Here is an 18,411-nt window from a genome sequence, read left to right on the forward strand (position 1 = left end):
TTTAGCTGTTTTTTCTTTTTCCTATTAATTTTGTTACAGAGAGCATTGTAATTGGTAAAGAATGATTCTTTCTAAATGCTAAATATTTACCGCTCCATGCTGGTTTATATTTTTCTTTAAAATGTCGTAATCCGCTGAAACTATACGTATAACGAACGTTATTAAAGATTGCAGCAGCCACTCGTTCAGACCAGAAAGACTGTGTGGATAAACCAACATTTGAAAGTGGTGCCATACCGATATTAAAGGAGTGGTATTCATTTTCTTTTGCCCACTGGAATAAGTGGATGAAAATTGCGTCCATAATGCCGCTAGGCGCATCTGGATAATATCGCATTAAATCGACAGATAATGATCCGTTTTGATATACAGGCATGAATGTTGTGAATGCAATAATTTTTCCATCCGAATCAGATAATGTTGCGATAGGAGCGCGACTAATATATTCACGATCGAAGTATCCGAGTGAAAAACCTTTCTCTTTTTTTCCACCAAGCCATGCATCTGAAACTTTTCTTAACTCTTCATATAATTCGTCGGAGAAAGGTGGCTCATGAATAGAGAATGTATAGCCTTCTCTTTCAAAACGGTTGAAAGTAGCTCGCATGCCAGCGCGTTTCTTTCCTGTTATTGTAAAGGTATTTAAATCAACAACAGCTTCTTCACCAAGCTTAAAGAAGTTATAACCAAAATCGTGGTATAAACTCATCCATTTACTTTCAATTTGATAGAATACACAAATGTATCCAAATCGATCAGCCTCAGCTAAAAACTCTTGCAATACAGTACGATAGGAGGAAGGGTCCCCAATTGGATCACCTAGTACAATAAGTCGTTTTCCAGTTATTGAGAAGAGAATGAGTGCTTTTCCATCACTACTGAAAAAGAACTGTTTATCTCCTAAAAAACCTAAATGACTAAGTACATTTCCACCATGTTCATCTAAGAAGTTTTGTAATCGTTTATCATTAGCTGGTTGCCCGGGAAATTCATTTCGATAACGATTTGCAATGAGTGAACCAATTAGTAAAAAAGTAGGAACAAAAAAGGCAGCTGCTAATGCACTTCGTTTCACTTGTGTAATATTACGAACGACAAAATCAGGTTTGAAAGCTTCTTTTGCACCTGCAAATAAAATACCTAAGTTTTTATATAAATATAACGTTACAAGTAGGAATATAAAAACTTTTACGATATCGGAAAGTGAGACTTCCATTTTCTCACGTACAAACCTTTTACGAAGCATATACAATACAGCGAGTACGATTAATAAAATAAAAGTTTCTTCAACATCAATTCCTTTTAGTGTGTTAAAAATAGCCGCTCCAATTAAAGAAACAATCGTCATATAATAAGAACGTTTTGTTCCGTAATATATCCCCCGCGAAAGAATGAGGAGGAGAATACCGAATGTTAGCGATAAGCTAAAAGAAAATTGAATAAGATGTTTTGGAGCTAGAATATGTAAGGCGTGTGCCCGATTTATACTTGTCGGTAGAATGGTTGATAAAATAACCATTAAGCCAGCAAATACTGTTAAAGCAGCAGATGCCCAAGAACCTAACTTTCCTAGAAAGTCACGCTGCAAAGTCCATATAACACCAGTTGTCTCTAATGCAGGCGCAATAAAAGGTTTATCTTCAAACTTTTTAATGGCTACTCCTGTCATTTCAAAAGCTGCAAAAATGAGACCAAGGCAGAAGGGCAAGATGTAATAGACGAGACGATATAATAACATAGCAGGGAGTAAAACACCTGTATCGATGCCGTATTGCCCAAGCCCAGTTAAGAAGACAAGATCAAATGATCCAAGGCCACCAGGAACAAGACTAACGACACCAGCTAAAGCAGCAATAACATATACGCCTAAAAACTTTTGGAATTCGATTTCAATGCCAAATAATAGTAATATGACGTACATAACAATACCAGCGGATACCCACTCGACTAATGAAACTAATGAGTATAAAACAGTTGGGTTTTTCTCCTCTTCTTCTTGTTCCTCTGTTTGCGTCGCTTTTCTATTTTTTAATTTAGAAAATCCGATATATATAGGGACGAAAAGAGCGAAGAAGATAAGAACAGGCCATAGCCATGGTTTTTCATGCAAAATAAATCTCGTGTCTAATATTCCGATGAGACCAAGAAATGAAAGAATGGCTAATCCATTAATAAAGGCAGTTGTCATCCAAGCGATACTTTTAATAAGTTTTCCATTTTCTTTTATATATGGACGATAAAGCATTGTGCGTACGCCGGCTCCAACAAGACCACCAAACCCGATAAATCCATTTAAAGTATTAGCAATCCACGAGATACGGAAAATCTTTTGGACAGGGATATCAGCTTTTAAGTAACGAAGCATAACATAGTCATAAAAGAACATTGTTGATACAGCGAATGCACCAAGTGTAATTGCTAAAAAGACTCCTCCAGTTGGAATGTTTTTAATTGTATCAATCGCTTCTAAAAAAGAAATGCCCGCTAATTCTTTTTTTGCTTGAAAGAATACAATTGTTAATACAACAAATGGGAAGACAATTTTCCCGATTTGTAAGAAACGTTTCCATGAAAACGACATAAATACAACTCTCCTTGTATAAGAAAACTGAGACAATAATATTATTATGACAAACTTCAAGAAAAATAAAAAGGTAAATTCCTGTATAGGCGAGCTATTTTTTATATAGGTATATTTAAAAGAATATTTTGTTTATCAGAAAATTAAGTTAGAATAAGATGAAAGAGGGGGAGGGGAGTATATGATTATAAAAGGTTACGTAGGATATGAGTTAGAAAAAGCGAAACCTAATACATCAGAAGATTTTTTTAACAGATCTGAAGTGACATATATATTAAATGGTAAAGAGAAAACTTTTTCGGTTGTATACGTTCGATATTTTGAAGAAGTTTTACAAGAAATTACTCCTTTTGAAGGAAATCCAGTGTATAAAGTAGAAGAACAAAACATATATTTGCGTGATATTGTAGCGATATGTTGTTTAGTGAAAGATAAGGAGCTTCGTGCGCAAAAACGTTTGTATTTAAATAATATGGAAGAATTTCAACAATATTTTGATGAGGGAACGGTGTCGAAAGTACAAGAAATATTGGCTGAATTACATAAAAATAAAAGAGTAGAAATAGCGTGAAATGGCAAAGGAGAGAGAAAAATGTCTAATTTGATGGTTGAAAATCAAACAGAACAAGTTTCTATATTTTTAGAAGATGCTATTAATTTGATAACTAATTATGTAAATTATCATACGTTACCTTCTTTATTAGAGGAAACACCAGCAGGGAATGAGCAATATTATAAAGGGGTATTAGCATCAATGAGACGACTTCTCGTTTTTTGCGAAGAAGGACAGGATGCATGTTTTGTTTTGTTGAATAGCCAGCCATTTCGAAAAACAGCAGCTGAAAAAATTTTATATAAGATTTACCATCAAGTAATTGCAGAGTTTTTTTCACCGAAGAGTGATCATTGGTATGAAAATAGTCGGTCTGCATATACAGGGAAAAATTCTATCGTTTTTCAACAAACACCACCTGCATCTTTGGAGCAGGTGATGAAGAGTTTAGAAGGTAAATTTCAATTGATGCGTGAAGAACTAGAATATTATGAGACGGATTATCAGACAAAGATGTTACACAAATATTGATTGAGGAAAAGAAGCTAAGGTGACTTAGCTTCTTTTCCTTTTGTACAGTTATATAAGGGATTTTCATTGAATATAGTTAAGTGGATAGCATTAGGGAGGTGCAACATGAATCAGCAAGGTGTATTTACAGATTACTTTCATGAAGTAGAAAATTGGTGTGAAAGTGTTCTTCACGTATTAGATAGCCGCGCAATGGAAGTGTATGATGTCCATATGCTTGCTTATAAAATTCAGACGTTATTAGAGCGTATGAAAGAGCATGAGTATGAAACAGATGCAGAGTTTATGTATGAAATAAGCGATGATGTAGAACATATTCAGCATCACTTGCAGGAAGTATTTATGCAAGAAGAAGAGGAATATGAATTATATGAAAGAGGGGATAGTGAACGAGCTGTCCCAATTGGAGGACATACACTCCCGCCATTACCTTATCCGTATAATGCATTAGAACCGTATATTTCTAAAGAAATTATGATGTTACATCATGATAAACATCATCGGAGTTACGTGGAAGGGTTAAATAAAGCAGAGAAGATGATGGAAGAAGCGAGAAAAACAAATAAATTTGATTTAATTAAGCATTGGGAAAGGGAAGCGGCTTTTCATGGGTCAGGTCATTACTTACACACGATATTTTGGAATAACATGAAAAAAGACGGTGGTGGAAGTCCAAGAGGAGCTTTTTCACAACAAATTGAACAAGATTTTGGGAGCTTTTTACGTTTCCAAAAACATTTTACAGAAGCGGCCTCTAAAGTAGAAGGTTCAGGCTGGGCAATTCTCGTTTGGGTACCCCGGTCTGGAAGGTTAGAAATTTTGCAAAGTACACTTCATCAATTATTTACACAATGGGATACGATACCGCTCCTTGTACTAGATGTCTGGGAACATGCGTATTATTTACAATACCAAAATCGAAAAGATGAATATATTAAAAACTGGTGGAATGTTGTAAATTGGCCTGATGTAGAAAAAAGGTTTGAAACTGCGAAACAAATTGAATGGACACCATATTAGACGCAAATTCTCTGCGTCTTTTTTAATGGAAGTAGAAGGAAGATTTCGTTCATATTTTAAAAGGCCAAGCATACACTTGTACAAAAAGTGCCAAAAGGACGTGGGGGGAAATATGAGACGAATTTGTGTAATCATTACGCTTCTTATGATGTATGCAAGCGTTATGCCGATTCCTACATATGCAAAGATGAACAGCAATGTCAGTGCTCGAAATGCTGTATTAATGGAGCAACAGTCTGGTCGTGTATTATACGGAAAAGCAGAACATGAGCCTCAAAAAATTGCTAGTATAACAAAAATTATGACCGCCTTATTAGCTGCTGAATCAGGGAAGATGAAAGAAATGGTATCAGTTAGTAATGAAGCGGTGAGGGTGGAAGGATCGGCAATCTATTTAAAGCCTGGACAAAAAGTGAAGTTAGAAGATTTAGTATACGGACTCATGCTTAGATCTGGTAATGACGCAGCGCAAGTAATTGCTGAAAGTGTGGGTGGGAGTATAGATGGATTCGTATATTTAATGAATCAAAAAGCGAAAGAAATTGGAATGAAAGATACGCACTTCTCAAACCCTCATGGCTTAGATGGAGATGGATCACATTATTCGTCGGCTTACGATATGGCATTATTAACGAAATATGCAATGGGAAACGAGACATTTAAGAAAATCTTTGGAACCAAAACATATAAATCAGATTCTTGGGATTACCCGTGGAAAAATAAACATAAGCTGGTAACGTCTTATTATGAATTTGCAACAGGAGGAAAAACAGGCTTTACGAAGAAAGCTGGGCGAACGCTTGTGACAACGGCATCAAAAGATGGACTAGATTTAATTGTCGTAACTTTGAGTGCCTCTAGTGATTGGGATGATCATATGAATTTGTTTGATAAAGGTTTTGAACGTTTCAAACAAACGAAAGTTTTAGGACAAGGAGCAATTGCTGAAATAAATGAAAAGAAGTATGCCAACCATGTTTATACGAAAAATAGTTTTTCGGTACCGTTAACTGAAGAAGAAAAAAAGAACGTAGTATTAAAAGTTGAACTCCATAAAAGTACAAAACTTACGGATGGAGTAAAGGTTGGGAAGACAGACATTTATGTTGGTAATGAAAAAGTTGGAGAACGGAATTTATTTTATAGTAAACGGAAGTTAGTAGCTACAACGGGACTTTACTGGAATAATGTGAAAGAAATTTTTTCTTACATGATAGGTGTTGGGAACGATGGTTAATCTCGTATGGGTAGCGATGGCTGTCATTGGGATTGTATACGCCATGATAAATGGCACGATGGAAGAAGTGAATAAAGCTGTATTTGACGGAGCAAAAGATGCGGTAACGATTTGTATAGGACTTATTAGTGTTTTAGTATTTTGGCTCGGTTTAATGAAAATTGCAGAGGAAGCCGGATTGTTAAAAAAATTAGTTACACTTTTTATGCCGATAGTAAAAAGGTTGTTTCCAGAAATACCAAAGGATCATCCGTCCATGGGATTTATTCTATCAAATATGATGGCAAACTTTTTTGGTCTAGGTAATGCAGCAACCCCTCTTGGTATTAAAGCGATGGAACAACTGAAAGAGTTAAATGGAGGAAAGGATTCGGCGAGCCGTTCTATGGTGACGTTTCTAGCATTAAATACATCAGCCATTACATTAATTCCTACGACAGTCATTTCCATTCGAATGACGTATGAATCAGCGAATCCTACTGAAATTGTTGGGGTAACATTTATTGCACAAGTACTTTCTATGATTGGAGCAATTTGGATTGACCGCTATTTTTACCGAAGAAGGAGTAGAAAGGGGCGGAAAAAATGAGTATTGTAAATACAATTTCTTTATGGGTAATTCCTTGTGTAATTGGTTTTATCCTTTTATATGGCACAATAAAGAAAGTACCGACGTATGAATCGTTCGTTGAGGGAGGAAAAGAAGGGATTCAAATTGCAATTTCCATCTTACCGTTTATGGTTGGAATGCTTGTGTCTATTTCTATATTCCGGTCTTCAGGTGCGTTAGATGCAATGATATCGGTAATGAAGCCAATGTTAGATTTGATCCATGTTCCAGCAGAAATTGTTCCACTAGCACTTATACGCCCTATTTCAGGCTCTGCTGGTTTAAGTATTACGACCGATTTAATTGCCACATATGGGCCAGATTCGTTTATTGGGAGATTGGCTTCTACGATGCAGGGAAGCACAGATACGACTTTCTATATTTTAACTGTATATTTTGGCGCGGTCGGGATTAGAAAAATGGGTGATGCACTAAAAGTAGGACTTTTTGCAGATTTAATAGGGATTATATGCTCAATTGTGTTCGTTTCTTTATTGTTTCAGTAATACTATTCATTTTTTACGCTATTTCGCTTATAATACGTATACGACCACTATTAAGGTGTAGCTTAATAGTGGTTTTTTTATGTGGTATTTTTGACAAAATGATGAACTTTTATTGTGAGAAATATGAAAAATATGGACAATAATAAAGGGTAAAAACATGATTTGACCTTTATATGTTTATTATCATCGCTATGTTGTTTAAGTAAGATGAAGCGAATAGCCGTAAAGCGTATGCGGTTGCCAAGTCTTTCTAATGTAAGGTAAGATAAATTCGAGGTGAAAAAAAGAAATGGAACGATTACAAAAAGTGATTGCGCAAGCAGGTATTGCATCGAGAAGAAAGGCTGAGGAATTAATTCAGCAAGGAAAAGTGAAAGTTAATGGAAAAATAGTGAAGGAGTTAGGGACAAAAGTAACTCCTCAAGATAAAGTAGAAGTAAATAACATCCCTCTTGAAAAAGAAGAACCTGTTTATTTTTTACTATATAAACCAACTGGCGTAATTTCAAGTGTATCAGACGATAAAGGAAGAAGTGTTGTAACGGACTTTTTCCCGGAAATTACACAACGTTTATTCCCAATCGGACGCTTAGATTATGATACGTCTGGCGTATTATTAATGACAAACGATGGGGACTTCGCAAACGTATTAATGCATCCTAGATATAAAGTTGAAAAAACATATGTTGCAAAAATAAAAGGTCCATTAACAGGTGAGAAAATTCGCATGTTAGAACGCGGTGTTACGTTAGAAGACGGTAAAACAGCGCCAGCGCGTGTGAAAATTATTTCTTGGGACAAGCGTAAAGAGATGGCTATTGTACAGTTAACAATTCATGAAGGACGTAATCGTCAAGTACGTCGTATGTTTGAAGCGTTAGACTGTAAAGTAGTGAAATTAAAACGTGAACGTTATGCTTTCTTAGAAGTAGGAAGCCTGCGACCTGGTGATGCGAGAGAATTGACACCACATGAGGTGAAACAATTACGCGCGCTTGCTTCTACAAAGCCAAGATAAGCTATAGAGTTAAAAATTCACCAGTGGAGTGCTCTGCTGGTGATTTATTCAATACAACATTTACAGAAGATAATACATAACATTTATCGAGGAGAGGAGAGGTAATATGAAGAAACATCGCTTATTATTTCGCGTTATTATTCTACTCATTTTATGTGGTGCTGTAGGATTTACCCTTTATCAAGGATTCTTTGCTAATAAAGAGAAAATGCAAATCGGAAAAGAAGCACCTAACTTTGTTGTGACGGATTTAGAAGGGAAGAAAATTGAACTAAAAGATTTAAAGGGAAAAGGTGTATTTTTAAACTTTTGGGGCACGTGGTGTAAACCTTGTGAAAAAGAAATGCCTTATATGAATGAATTATATCCAAAGTATAAAGAAAAAGGTGTTGAAATCATAGCGTTAGATGCAGATGAAACGGATATTGCAGTAAAGAACTTTGTGAACCAGTATGGTTTGAAATTCCCAGTTGCCATTGATAAAGGACAAAAGATTATAGGAACATATGGAGTAGGTCCATTACCGACAAGCTTTTTGATTGATAAAGATGGAAAAGTAGTGGAGCAAATTATAGGTGAACAAACGAAAGAACAGTTAGAAGGGTATTTAAAGAAAATTACTCCGTAATAAAGAAAGCCTTTACATAAGGGGTGCGTGTCTATAGTGCCTCTGGTTTAAAAATTCTGAGTATTGTGGTAACTTGAGGTTAGAATATACAATAGTACATATAGATACAGGGGCGGTGAGAGTGTTGAAAGAAATTAAATGTGAATGTGGACATGTTAATCCGATAGGAACCGTTTTTTGTGAAGCTTGCGGGAAACCATTTGAAAGCAATGAAAATGCAAAACTATTGGATATGCGCTATGAGGGGAGTGCACGGAGATCTCTCACGCAGACAAAAACGATAGTCGATAAAATTTGGAGCTTTTTCTCTTCTGTAAAAGTGGGTGTATGGCTAATCGTAATAACTTTAGCTGCATCAGCGATAGGAACTATTTTTCCGCAAGAAATGTACATAACTCCAGGGATTGCACCAGCTGAATATTATAAACAAGAATACGGATTTTTAGGACAATTATACTATCAATTAGGATTTAATAATTTATACGGTTCATGGTGGTATATGATTTTGATTGCTTCTATCGGTATTTCACTTGTGATATGTAGTTTAGACCGCGTTATTCCACTTTATAAAGCTTTAAAAAAGCAAGGTGTAAAAAGACATCCTAGCTTTTTAAAGAGACAGAGATTATATGGGACTGGTACACCGCAAGATGGTGACCTGGAAAGAGTGCAAAAGAATTTAAAGAAAAGAAACTATAACGTGAAAGTGGAAGACGGAAACGTTTTAGCAGAAAAGGGACGCTTCTCGCGTTGGGGTCCATATGTAAATCATATCGGCCTTATTATCTTTTTATTCGGTGCGATGCTTCGTTTTTTACCGAGTATGTACGTAGACGAAGCACTTTGGTTACGTGATGGTGAAACGAAAGAAATACCAGGGACGGATGGACAGTACTACTTAAAAAACGAGAAATTTATAAAAGAAGTTTATGATAAAAGTAAGGACAAAGAAGTTTTTGAGGAAGCGATTGATCGTGTAGGCGATAAAATGATTGCGAAAAACTTCCAAACGAATGCCGTATTATATAAAGCAGTAGGAGAAAATATAGCAGGACAAAAACCGAAATTAGAAAAAGTAAAAGAAGCGGAAATTCGAGTGAATGAACCACTGAAATTTGATCAATTTGCAGTGTATCAAGTGGATTATAAAGAAAGTGAATTTAAAAGTATGTCCTTTAACTTGCAAAATAAAGAAAATAATCAAAAGTGGGGACCGATTAAAGTAGATTTAACGAATCCTAAGGAAAAATATGATTTAGGAAATGGTTATTCTCTAGAACTATTAAGCTATTTTCCTGATTTTTATTTTGATGAGAATGGAAAACCAAATACAAAAACGAAATTACCAAACAATCCTGCATTTGTATTTAAAATGTTTACACCTGAAACACCAGATGGTGAAGTGAGTTTTGTTGGTATTCAGCAAAATATAGAACCAGATGGAAACAACAAATATAAAATGTCGTTTGCAGGTGTTGAAATGCAAAATGCAACAGCACTTACTGTAAGAAAAGATTTAACGCTTTGGATTCTCGGTATTGGAGGATTTATATTTATGGTTGGTGTCATTCAAGGTATGTATTGGAATCATCGCCGTATTTGGATACAACGTGTTAATGATGAATGGTGGATTGCAGGGCATACAAATAAAAATTGGTTCGGTTTAAAGAAAGATATTGAAAGAGTAATAGAAGGTACAGCAATTCCACAGCCAAATGATAAAGTAATTGATAAAAAAATTAGTTAAGGTGGGGAAACGATATGGTGCAAATAAGTAGTAACTTTCTCTTTACCGCATTTATTTTATATTTAATTGCGACTCTATTTTTTGGGGGAGCCATTAAAGAAAAGGGTCATAAATGGGCAAATGTAGGAATAACGATTACAATTTTAGGGTTTATAGCACAAACAGTATATTTTGTTACAAGGTGGATTGCATCAGGGCATGCGCCAGTTAGTAACTTTTTTGAATTCGGTACATTTTTCGGCATGATGCTTGTAGGAGCATTTATTGTCATGTATTTTATGTACCGTGTAAGCATAATCGGACTATTTGCATTACCAGTTGCGCTTTTATTAATTGCCTATGCAAGTATGTTTCCGAGGGAAATATCTCCGCTTATTCCATCTTTAAAAAGTAATTGGTTACATATTCACGTGACGACTGCAGCAGCAGGACAAGCCATTTTAGCGATTAGTTTTATTACAGGCGTTATGTATTTATTGAAAAATGTAGATCAATCGACGAGAAGTAAACGTACATTTTGGCTAGAGACGGTAGTATTTACACTTGTTTGTACAGTTGGATTTATTGGAGTAACAACGGTATTTTCTAGTATGAAATATGAAGCGAAGTTTCAATGGATTGATAAAAATGAACAACAACTGGAAATGAAGTACAATCTTCCGGCTTTAGTTGGACCGCATGAAGGGAAGTTACTGACAGAAAATAAATTAGAACCGGCAGTTGAAGTTCCAGCAATTGTAAATGCAAAAAAATTAAATACTGTTATTTGGTCAGTGTTAGTTGGAACATTACTGTATATTGTATTAAGACTCGTTTTACGGAAGCGAGTATCGGCGGCACTTCAGCCGTTAGTAAAGAATACGAATAGTGATCTACTAGATGAAATCGGATATCGATCTATTGCAATTGGATTCCCAGTTTTCACATTAGGTGCATTAATTTTTGCGATGATTTGGGCTCAAATAGCGTGGACGCGCTTTTGGGGCTGGGATCCGAAAGAGGTTTGGGCACTTATAACGTGGCTCTTTTATGCTGCAGTACTACATTTACGATTATCTAAAGGGTGGCATGGAGAGAAATCAGCTTGGCTTGCAGTAATTGGTTTTGCAATCATTATGTTTAACTTTATTGTAGTAAACTTAATTATTGCCGGTTTACATTCATATGCATAGAGAAATAAAATAGGAGAGTGTATGTCACTTTCCTATTTTATTTTTGTCAACTTTTCTTCTTTTTTGAGAAAAACATGACAAAGTAGCGGTTGATTTTGTAAAATGATGTCGAGGACATTATATACAGTTCAAAAAAAATACATAGTTTTGGAAAAAAATTGAACAAAATTTATTATTCTTGTGAAGCATAATATGGGAAGTGAAACATTTAGAAGATTGCTTAAATAAACGAGAATAGCGCAACATAATAGTTAAAGAAGGGTAGGTGTGAACCGCTGAGGTGAGAGTACGCAGCGGGTAGAGATGGCAAATGAATCAAGAATTTTAATTGTAGATGATGAGGATCGTATTCGTCGTTTATTGAAAATGTACTTAGAAAGAGAACAATATACGATTGAAGAAGCAGATAATGGTGATACAGCTTTAGAAATGGCGTTGCAAAATGATTACGATTTAATCTTATTAGATCTTATGATGCCTGGTAAAGATGGCATTGAAGTATGTAAAGGGGTTCGTGAGAAGAAAGCGACACCAATTATTATGCTGACAGCAAAAGGTGAAGAAGTAAATAGAGTACAAGGATTTGAAGTTGGAACAGATGATTATATTGTAAAGCCGTTTAGTCCACGTGAGGTCGTGCTACGTGTGAAAGCGGTATTACGTCGTGCTGTACCAACAACATTCTTTACACAAGATACAACGACAAAAGATGTTACTGTATTCCCTCACTTAACAATTGATAACGATGCACACCGTGTTACTGCAGATGGCAATGAAGTAAACTTAACGCCGAAAGAATATGAGTTACTATTATTTTTAGCGAAAGCTCCTGATAAAGTATTCGATCGTGAGCAGCTGTTAAAAGAAGTATGGCAATATGAATTCTTCGGAGATTTACGTACAGTTGATACACATGTAAAGCGTTTACGTGAGAAGTTGAGCAAAAAATCACCAGATGCAGCGAAAATGATTGTTACTGTTTGGGGTGTAGGTTACAAATTTGAGGTTGTGAACGACTGATGCTTTGGAGAAGTGTAGTAGGGAAGTTATGGATGACCATATTACTTCTCGTTTCGTTTGTTCTTGGATTTGTTGCGATTTTACTTTCACAATTTTTTAGAACGTATTATGTTGATATGAGTGAAAATAGACTTCAAAAAGTCGCAACAAGTGTTACGGAATTAATTGAAGAAGGTGCCGATGTAAAAACGATTGAGAACATCGCGTACAAATTCTCTGATCCACTTTCAAGGATTATTATTGTAGAAGATGGCAAGGAAATCTCTTCTTCACCGAAACAAGAAGGGTTAGTCACTCTTACAATGGATGATTTAAAAGAAGATAAAGAATTAGCCGCTGTTTTTACGGACAAAAAAGAAATTAAGAACAACATTAGAAAAGCTTCTGATAGTAGAAAGAATAAAAGCACTGAAAATGATATTGTGATCGTTGGGAAACCAGTGCAATCAAAAAATCAAAGCGCAGTGTTCGTATATGAATCTTTACAAGTGCCAATAAAAGATATGGAGAGAACGACTGATTTCATTTTCTTAGCCGCTGGGATTGCGATTATATTAACAACTTTCTTTGCGTTCTTCTTATCTACTCGGATTACAGCACCGCTTCGTAAAATGCGTGAGGTTGCTTTTGAAGTGTCACGTGGGAAATTTGATGCAAAGGCTCCTATGGTATCTCAGGACGAAATTGGTGAGCTGGCAACGGCCTTAAATCAAATGGGTAAACAGTTGAAGTTTAATATGAATGCTTTGCAGCAAGAAAAAGAACAGTTAGCCAGTATTTTGAGTAGTATGGCAGATGGAGTTATTACGTTAAATCAAGAAGGTGAAGTCGTAGTTATTAATCCACCGGCTGAACATTTCTTACAAGTTTGGCAAGAAGAAAAAGAGATAGAGTTAAGAAAAAAATTACCTTCTGAACTTGTGGAACTATTCCATCTCGTTGTAGAAAGCGAGCAACAACAAGTTGTTGAAATTAATTTACAAAAAGGGAACTATGTAGTTCTTATGACACCACTTTACAATCAAACGAAAATTCGTGGGGCTGTAGCGGTACTGCGAGATATGACGGAAGAACGTCGTCTTGAGAAAATGCGTCAAGACTTTATTGCGAATGTATCACATGAACTTCGTACACCGATGGTCATGCTGCAAGGGTATAGTGAAGCGATTTTAGATGATATTGTGCAAACGAAAGAGGAAATAGATGAGTTTGTTCAAATCATTTATGATGAATCCGTTCGTTTAGGTAAACTTGTAAATGAATTGTTAGATTTAGCTCGTATGGAAAGCGGTCACGTAGAGTTACATATTGGTGAAGTCGACATACATCCATTTGTGGAAAAAATTGGTCGTAAATTCCAAGGGATTGCAAAGGATAAAGAAGTTGAACTAACAGTTGATTTCCGGAATCAGATTGAAGAATATGCGTTTGATGCAGATCGGATGGAACAAGTGTTGACGAACTTGATTGATAACGCAATTCGTCATACGAATGCGGGTGGACATGTAACGCTTGTAATTGATACAAAAAATAATGGCCTCATTTTTGAAGTACAAGATTCGGGTGCAGGCATTCCAGAAGAGGATATTCCATTTTTATTTGATCGTTTCTATAAAGCTGATAAAGCAAGAACACGTGGGAAAAAGGGTGGAACAGGACTTGGGCTTGCGATTGCGAAAAATATTGTTCAAGGCCATGACGGTAAAATTTCTGTATCAAGTGTTGTTGGAGAAGGAACTACATTCTCTGTATATTTACCGAATCGTATAATTTAGATATGTGTTTTTAAAGTTGATAATGAATAAAGTTCTGCTGTTTTTTATTTTTTTGTAAACTCAATTAAATAAAGAATGGTAGAACTTTTTTCTATCTTGATCGAATCAAGAATAACAAGAGAGGGTGCTGTGAAGAAATGAAATTATATACAAAAACAGGAGATAAAGGAACGACAAGTGTAATAGGTGGCAGGGTTGATAAAGATGATATCCGTGTGGAAGCGTATGGAACAATAGACGAGGCAAATTCTCATATTGGATATGCAATGACTAAGGTTCAAGGCGGGGCTTTTAGAGATATTTACAATGAGCTCGAAAATATTCAACATGAACTATTTGATTGCGGAGGAGACTTGGCAATAGTGGAACAAAAAATTCCTTATAAAGTGACAATTGAGATGGTTGAAAGTTTAGAAAGAAAGATTGATTTATATATAGAAGAAGCCCCGCCATTAGAACGCTTTATTTTGCCAGGTGGTAGCGAGGCGGCGGCTACTATTCATATTGCACGTACTGTTGTAAGGAGAGCAGAACGCTCTATAGTATCATTGCAAAAAGAAGTGAAAATAAATGAAGTTGTCTTAAAGTATGTAAATAGATTATCTGATTATTTGTTTGCGATAGCTCGAGTAATAAATGCCCGATTACAAGTGAAAGATGTGGAGTATAACCGTAGTGCATTAGTTTTTCGTGATAAGAAAGAGAAGGAAGTGGAGTAATTCACTTTCTTTTTTTGTATACTTTTTTCTGTAATATACCAAAATAGAGAAGGTATGGTGGTAATTAGAAAACGGAGGATGTATATGAAAGTTTTAAAATGCGGCGTCATGTTATTGAGTATACTGTTTGTATCTCAATTACATGTTTATGCAGAAGAAAATCGATGGACATGGCCTGTTGAAGGTCAGATAAGTGATTATTTTGGGACAAGGCATGGAAAACACTATGGTATTGATGTAGCTGCGCCGATTGGAACGCCTGTGGTAGCTATTCAAGATGGTAGGGTAACGAAGTCTTATTATTCAAGTAGTTATGGAAATGTTGTATTTATTAAACACGGAGAATATGAGGCTGTATATGCACATTTAAATAAGAGATATGTGGGGCAAGGAGATTATATTTCCAAAGGAGAAAAAATTGGAGAAGTAGGGAACACGGGAGAATCGCGAGGTGCACACTTACATCTAGAGCTTCATCAAGGAAGATGGACGATGGCGAAAAAGAATGCGATGAACCCATTGCTTGTTTTAAATGAACAAAGAAATGAAGTTGTTTCTTCATCATTATATGTCGTACAAAAAGGGGATACTTTAGTTAGTATTGCACGGAAATTTAGTATGACACTTAAGGAAATTAAAGAAAAAAATGGATTGCAGCAAGAGCTAATTTATCCTAATCAACAATTATATGTTAAGTGAAGGAAACATCTCAAAAATTAAACTTTGAACAAATTTATGTTCTTCTTAAATAAGGTTCAATGTAAATGAAATTATATGGGCGCTTTTGCTAGAACTATTGAGTGAATCAGAGCATCTATATCTAAAAGAAAACCGTCCCAAAATTTATTTTGGGACGGCTTCTTTTACCAAAAAATAAAGACACATATAAATCCAGAAATAGCTAAATAGCTATATAAGTAAAAAACTTTTGTTCTTGTTTTCTCTTTTGTTCGAAACAGTACGATAGTCGGTTCAATTAAACCGATTGTCAAACAAAGTAGGCCAAGAAGCATACAACCAATCGAAATAGAATACAGGGCGATTTGTGGTGCTTGAAATGGAATCATCCATTTTAATAAAAATGCAATAAGTGCAGTGTAACAAATACTACCGATGTATTTATTCAGTGGTGTATTAGAACGAAAACCAGGAAGTTTTTTTAAGAAAGAGCGGGAAACAACTTCTGTTTGTAAAGATGTATGCTCTTCAATAATTTTTTGAGCTTCTTTTCCTTTTTGAAAAAGAGATAAGATCCAATTTCGCTCACCCTGAAAAATAAATTGAGAAGTTGTCAAATAGTGATCAATCTTCACTTTATTCCAACTCTTCCACGGATGACGCTCACACAATTTTAATTTACTTTCTGTTTTTTTATCATACTGATAAATACTGATGCCATCTTCATCGAAAGTAGCATAGTATGTCTCGTTTGAGAATGTGCCTAAATCAATTGGGCAATAGAAAAGTAATTCTTTTTTTAAGTAAAAGTATTCTTTTCTTAAGTTTTTTTTCATTGCTTCTCGAATAGAATGTCTCTTGTCTTTTTTCATGACATTTCCTCCATAACTCAGAAAATGTTCTTATCTTAACAATTCAATATCTTATCACTTTTAATTATATATGACTAGGTAATTCAAAAGAGAAATGCCGAATAATAAAAAATATGGATTGTATTGTAAAATATCTCGCAATTTATTTTTTGTTACGAAAAATAAATAACTAATTTTAAATAAGTTACAATTTTTTAGTTCACAATGTTATGAGGTTGTTGTATAATGAAGGGGAAAATAGAATATCGGTCTATCTTCGGGGCAGGGTGAAAATCCCGACCGGCGGTGATGAACTATTTATGATTTTGTTCTAAGCCCGCGAGCCGTTAAGGCAGGATTTGGTGTGATTCCAAAGCCGACAGTATAGTCTGGATGGGAGAAGATGGAGGTTCAAGCGTTCAAAAAAGATATGGATTTGAACGTCTGTTTGATGTGCCTTAAATTCTCCCTTTGTGTAAAACACAAAGGGTTTTTTCGTTCTATGAAAAAATAGGCATAGCAGAACCTTTCCACTTTCCATGAGATGATCGATGGAAAAGGAGAGAGAAAGATGAAACAAAAAAACAGTGTAGTGCAGATGGTGAGTGTAGCGATGCTAAGTAGTATTGCATATTTACTAATGATGTTAGATTTCCCGTTCCCAGGGCTTCCGCCATTTTTGAAAATTGATTTTAGTGATGTACCAGCTCTAATTGCAGCAATTATCTTTGGACCAGTAGCAGGAGTGATTGTAGAGGCGATAAAGAACATTTTACATTACGGGATTCAAGGAAGTTTAACGGGAGTACCAGTTGGAGAAATTGCAAACTTTATTGCAGGATGTTTATTTATTGGACCAGCAGCTTTCTTATTTAGAAAGTATCGTACTGTGAAGAGTTTAACTACAGGATTAATGCTAGGGACAATTACAATGGCACTTATTATGAGTGTATTAAACTACATCATCATATTCCCGGCTTACACTTGGTTTTTAAATTCACCGGCTATGTCTAGCGAAGCTATAAGAACAACGGTTGTAACGGCAATCTTACCATTTAATTTAATTAAAGGGATTGTTGTAACAATTGTATTTGTAGCATTATTCTCACGCCTGAAAGTATGGGTGTTTGCAAAAATGAAAAATGCATAATATATATTAAAACCATTAGTAGTGTGAAACTACTAATGGTTTTTTATTAAGGAAAATAAAATTTAGATACAAAAAATGCCCCTCATCAATATGAGGGGCATTTTTTGAAGTTAATAAAAGACTATTCGAATTTTAAAGCGTCTCCGTCGAATGATTCGTCAGCAACTTTAATTGAGTCAGTTGGACAGCCTTCGAATGCATCCATCATATCTTCAATTAATACATCTGGAATTTCAACGATACCTTGGTTATCATCTAATGTTACAAATGCAATACCTTCATCATCATAGTCATAAATGTCTGGTGCAGCAGCGCCACAAGCACCACATGCAATACAAGTATCTTTATCAACGATTGTATATTTTGCCATCTTTTTTCCCTCCTGATAATATGTATGTGAAAAGCTCGCCATAAAAATTATAACCTTATTGTAAAACGGTTTGTAAAACTTTTCAACATAAAATTATAATGATAATGCTTATCAATTAGAGTGTCAACTTATTTTTGAATTATGTCATAAGATTTTCAAAATACGTAAATATGATTTCGTTTGATACAATAGAATATATACAAGTATATAGTTCTTATATGATAAGTTTAATGAGCGAAAGTAGA

The 18,411-nt window shown here is 35.2% G+C and carries 18 protein-coding genes and 1 riboswitch; of the genes, 15 read left to right on the plus strand and 3 right to left on the minus strand.

Annotation, left to right across the window (positions count from 1 at the left end):
- Nucleotide 1 precedes the first annotated feature (1 nt).
- Complete coding sequence (gene mprF, locus EBQ15_RS15140; RefSeq protein WP_000010893.1) at nt 2–2,581, minus strand: bifunctional lysylphosphatidylglycerol flippase/synthetase MprF; 2,580 nt, start codon at nt 2,579–2,581, stop codon at nt 2–4.
- A 181-nt stretch (nt 2,582–2,762) separates the two neighbouring features.
- Between mprF and EBQ15_RS15145 the strand changes: the two genes are divergently transcribed.
- The 14 genes from EBQ15_RS15145 to EBQ15_RS15210 all read left to right on the plus strand — a co-directional run bounded on the left by EBQ15_RS15145 (nt 2,763) and on the right by EBQ15_RS15210 (nt 15,816).
- Nucleotides 2,763–3,152: a hypothetical protein gene (locus EBQ15_RS15145; RefSeq protein ID WP_000584365.1), complete on the plus strand. Its 390-nt coding sequence runs from the start codon at nt 2,763–2,765 to the stop codon at nt 3,150–3,152.
- 21 nt (nt 3,153–3,173) lie between these two features.
- Complete coding sequence (locus EBQ15_RS15150) at nt 3,174–3,665, plus strand: YpuI family protein (protein ID WP_000067556.1); 492 nt, start codon at nt 3,174–3,176, stop codon at nt 3,663–3,665.
- Between the two features lie 105 nt (nt 3,666–3,770).
- Complete coding sequence (locus EBQ15_RS15155; protein ID WP_001075739.1) at nt 3,771–4,685, plus strand: superoxide dismutase; 915 nt, start codon at nt 3,771–3,773, stop codon at nt 4,683–4,685.
- A 112-nt stretch (nt 4,686–4,797) separates the two neighbouring features.
- Nucleotides 4,798–5,922: a D-alanyl-D-alanine carboxypeptidase family protein gene (locus EBQ15_RS15160; protein WP_001252637.1), complete on the plus strand. Its 1,125-nt coding sequence runs from the start codon at nt 4,798–4,800 to the stop codon at nt 5,920–5,922.
- Nucleotides 5,915–6,511: a spore maturation protein SpmA gene (gene spmA / locus EBQ15_RS15165; protein ID WP_000247811.1), complete on the plus strand. Its 597-nt coding sequence runs from the start codon at nt 5,915–5,917 to the stop codon at nt 6,509–6,511. Before EBQ15_RS15160 ends, spmA begins: the two co-directional genes overlap by 8 nt.
- The gene (gene spmB, locus EBQ15_RS15170) at nt 6,508–7,038 is read left to right on the plus strand and encodes a spore maturation protein SpmB (protein WP_000029514.1); all 531 of its coding nucleotides are present in this window, start codon (nt 6,508–6,510) and stop codon (nt 7,036–7,038) included. Before spmA ends, spmB begins: the two co-directional genes overlap by 4 nt.
- A gap of 289 nt (nt 7,039–7,327) precedes the next feature.
- The gene (gene rluB / locus EBQ15_RS15175; protein WP_000440556.1) at nt 7,328–8,056 is read left to right on the plus strand and encodes a 23S rRNA pseudouridine(2605) synthase RluB; all 729 of its coding nucleotides are present in this window, start codon (nt 7,328–7,330) and stop codon (nt 8,054–8,056) included.
- A gap of 106 nt (nt 8,057–8,162) precedes the next feature.
- Nucleotides 8,163–8,684: a thiol-disulfide oxidoreductase ResA gene (gene resA / locus EBQ15_RS15180; protein WP_000716609.1), complete on the plus strand. Its 522-nt coding sequence runs from the start codon at nt 8,163–8,165 to the stop codon at nt 8,682–8,684.
- 121 nt (nt 8,685–8,805) lie between these two features.
- Nucleotides 8,806–10,431 carry a cytochrome c biogenesis protein ResB gene (resB, locus tag EBQ15_RS15185; protein WP_000910521.1) on the plus strand — a complete coding sequence of 542 codons (1,626 nt, stop codon included), beginning with the start codon at nt 8,806–8,808 and terminating at the stop codon, nt 10,429–10,431.
- Between the two features lie 14 nt (nt 10,432–10,445).
- Nucleotides 10,446–11,603 (plus strand): cytochrome c biogenesis protein ResC, encoded by a 1,158-nt coding sequence (gene resC / locus EBQ15_RS15190; RefSeq protein ID WP_000250081.1) that lies wholly within the window; start codon nt 10,446–10,448, stop codon nt 11,601–11,603.
- A 303-nt stretch (nt 11,604–11,906) separates the two neighbouring features.
- Nucleotides 11,907–12,623, plus strand: a complete 717-nt coding sequence (resD, locus tag EBQ15_RS15195) for a DNA-binding response regulator ResD (protein WP_001262938.1) — start codon at nt 11,907–11,909, stop codon at nt 12,621–12,623.
- Entirely contained in the window at nt 12,623–14,398 is a 1,776-nt protein-coding gene (gene resE / locus EBQ15_RS15200; protein ID WP_000964695.1) for a sensor histidine kinase ResE, read from the plus strand. The genes resD and resE overlap by 1 nt, the downstream gene beginning before the upstream one ends.
- 137 nt (nt 14,399–14,535) lie before the next feature.
- Entirely contained in the window at nt 14,536–15,117 is a 582-nt protein-coding gene (locus EBQ15_RS15205) for a cob(I)yrinic acid a,c-diamide adenosyltransferase (protein WP_000781277.1), read from the plus strand.
- An 84-nt stretch (nt 15,118–15,201) separates the two neighbouring features.
- Nucleotides 15,202–15,816, plus strand: coding sequence for a peptidoglycan DD-metalloendopeptidase family protein (locus EBQ15_RS15210; protein ID WP_000866122.1), 615 nt, complete (start codon nt 15,202–15,204; stop codon nt 15,814–15,816).
- A gap of 164 nt (nt 15,817–15,980) precedes the next feature.
- Here EBQ15_RS15210 and EBQ15_RS15215 read toward each other — a convergent pair whose 3' ends face one another.
- Entirely contained in the window at nt 15,981–16,667 is a 687-nt protein-coding gene (locus EBQ15_RS15215) for a hypothetical protein (RefSeq protein ID WP_000710837.1), read from the minus strand.
- A 248-nt stretch (nt 16,668–16,915) separates the two neighbouring features.
- A riboswitch (FMN riboswitch) is annotated at nt 16,916–17,055 on the plus strand.
- 162 nt (nt 17,056–17,217) lie between these two features.
- Here EBQ15_RS15215 and EBQ15_RS15220 point away from each other — a divergent pair.
- Nucleotides 17,218–17,796, plus strand: a complete 579-nt coding sequence (locus EBQ15_RS15220; protein WP_000810856.1) for an ECF transporter S component — start codon at nt 17,218–17,220, stop codon at nt 17,794–17,796.
- Between the two features lie 121 nt (nt 17,797–17,917).
- On the opposite strand, the gene EBQ15_RS15225 is transcribed toward EBQ15_RS15220, so the two are convergent.
- Nucleotides 17,918–18,166, minus strand: coding sequence for a ferredoxin (locus EBQ15_RS15225; protein WP_001151993.1), 249 nt, complete (start codon nt 18,164–18,166; stop codon nt 17,918–17,920).
- Between the last annotated feature and the right edge of the window lie 245 nt (nt 18,167–18,411).

This window comes from Bacillus sp. 2D03, assembly GCF_003946765.1.
Taxonomy (GTDB): domain Bacteria; phylum Bacillota; class Bacilli; order Bacillales; family Bacillaceae_G; genus Bacillus_A; species Bacillus_A cereus.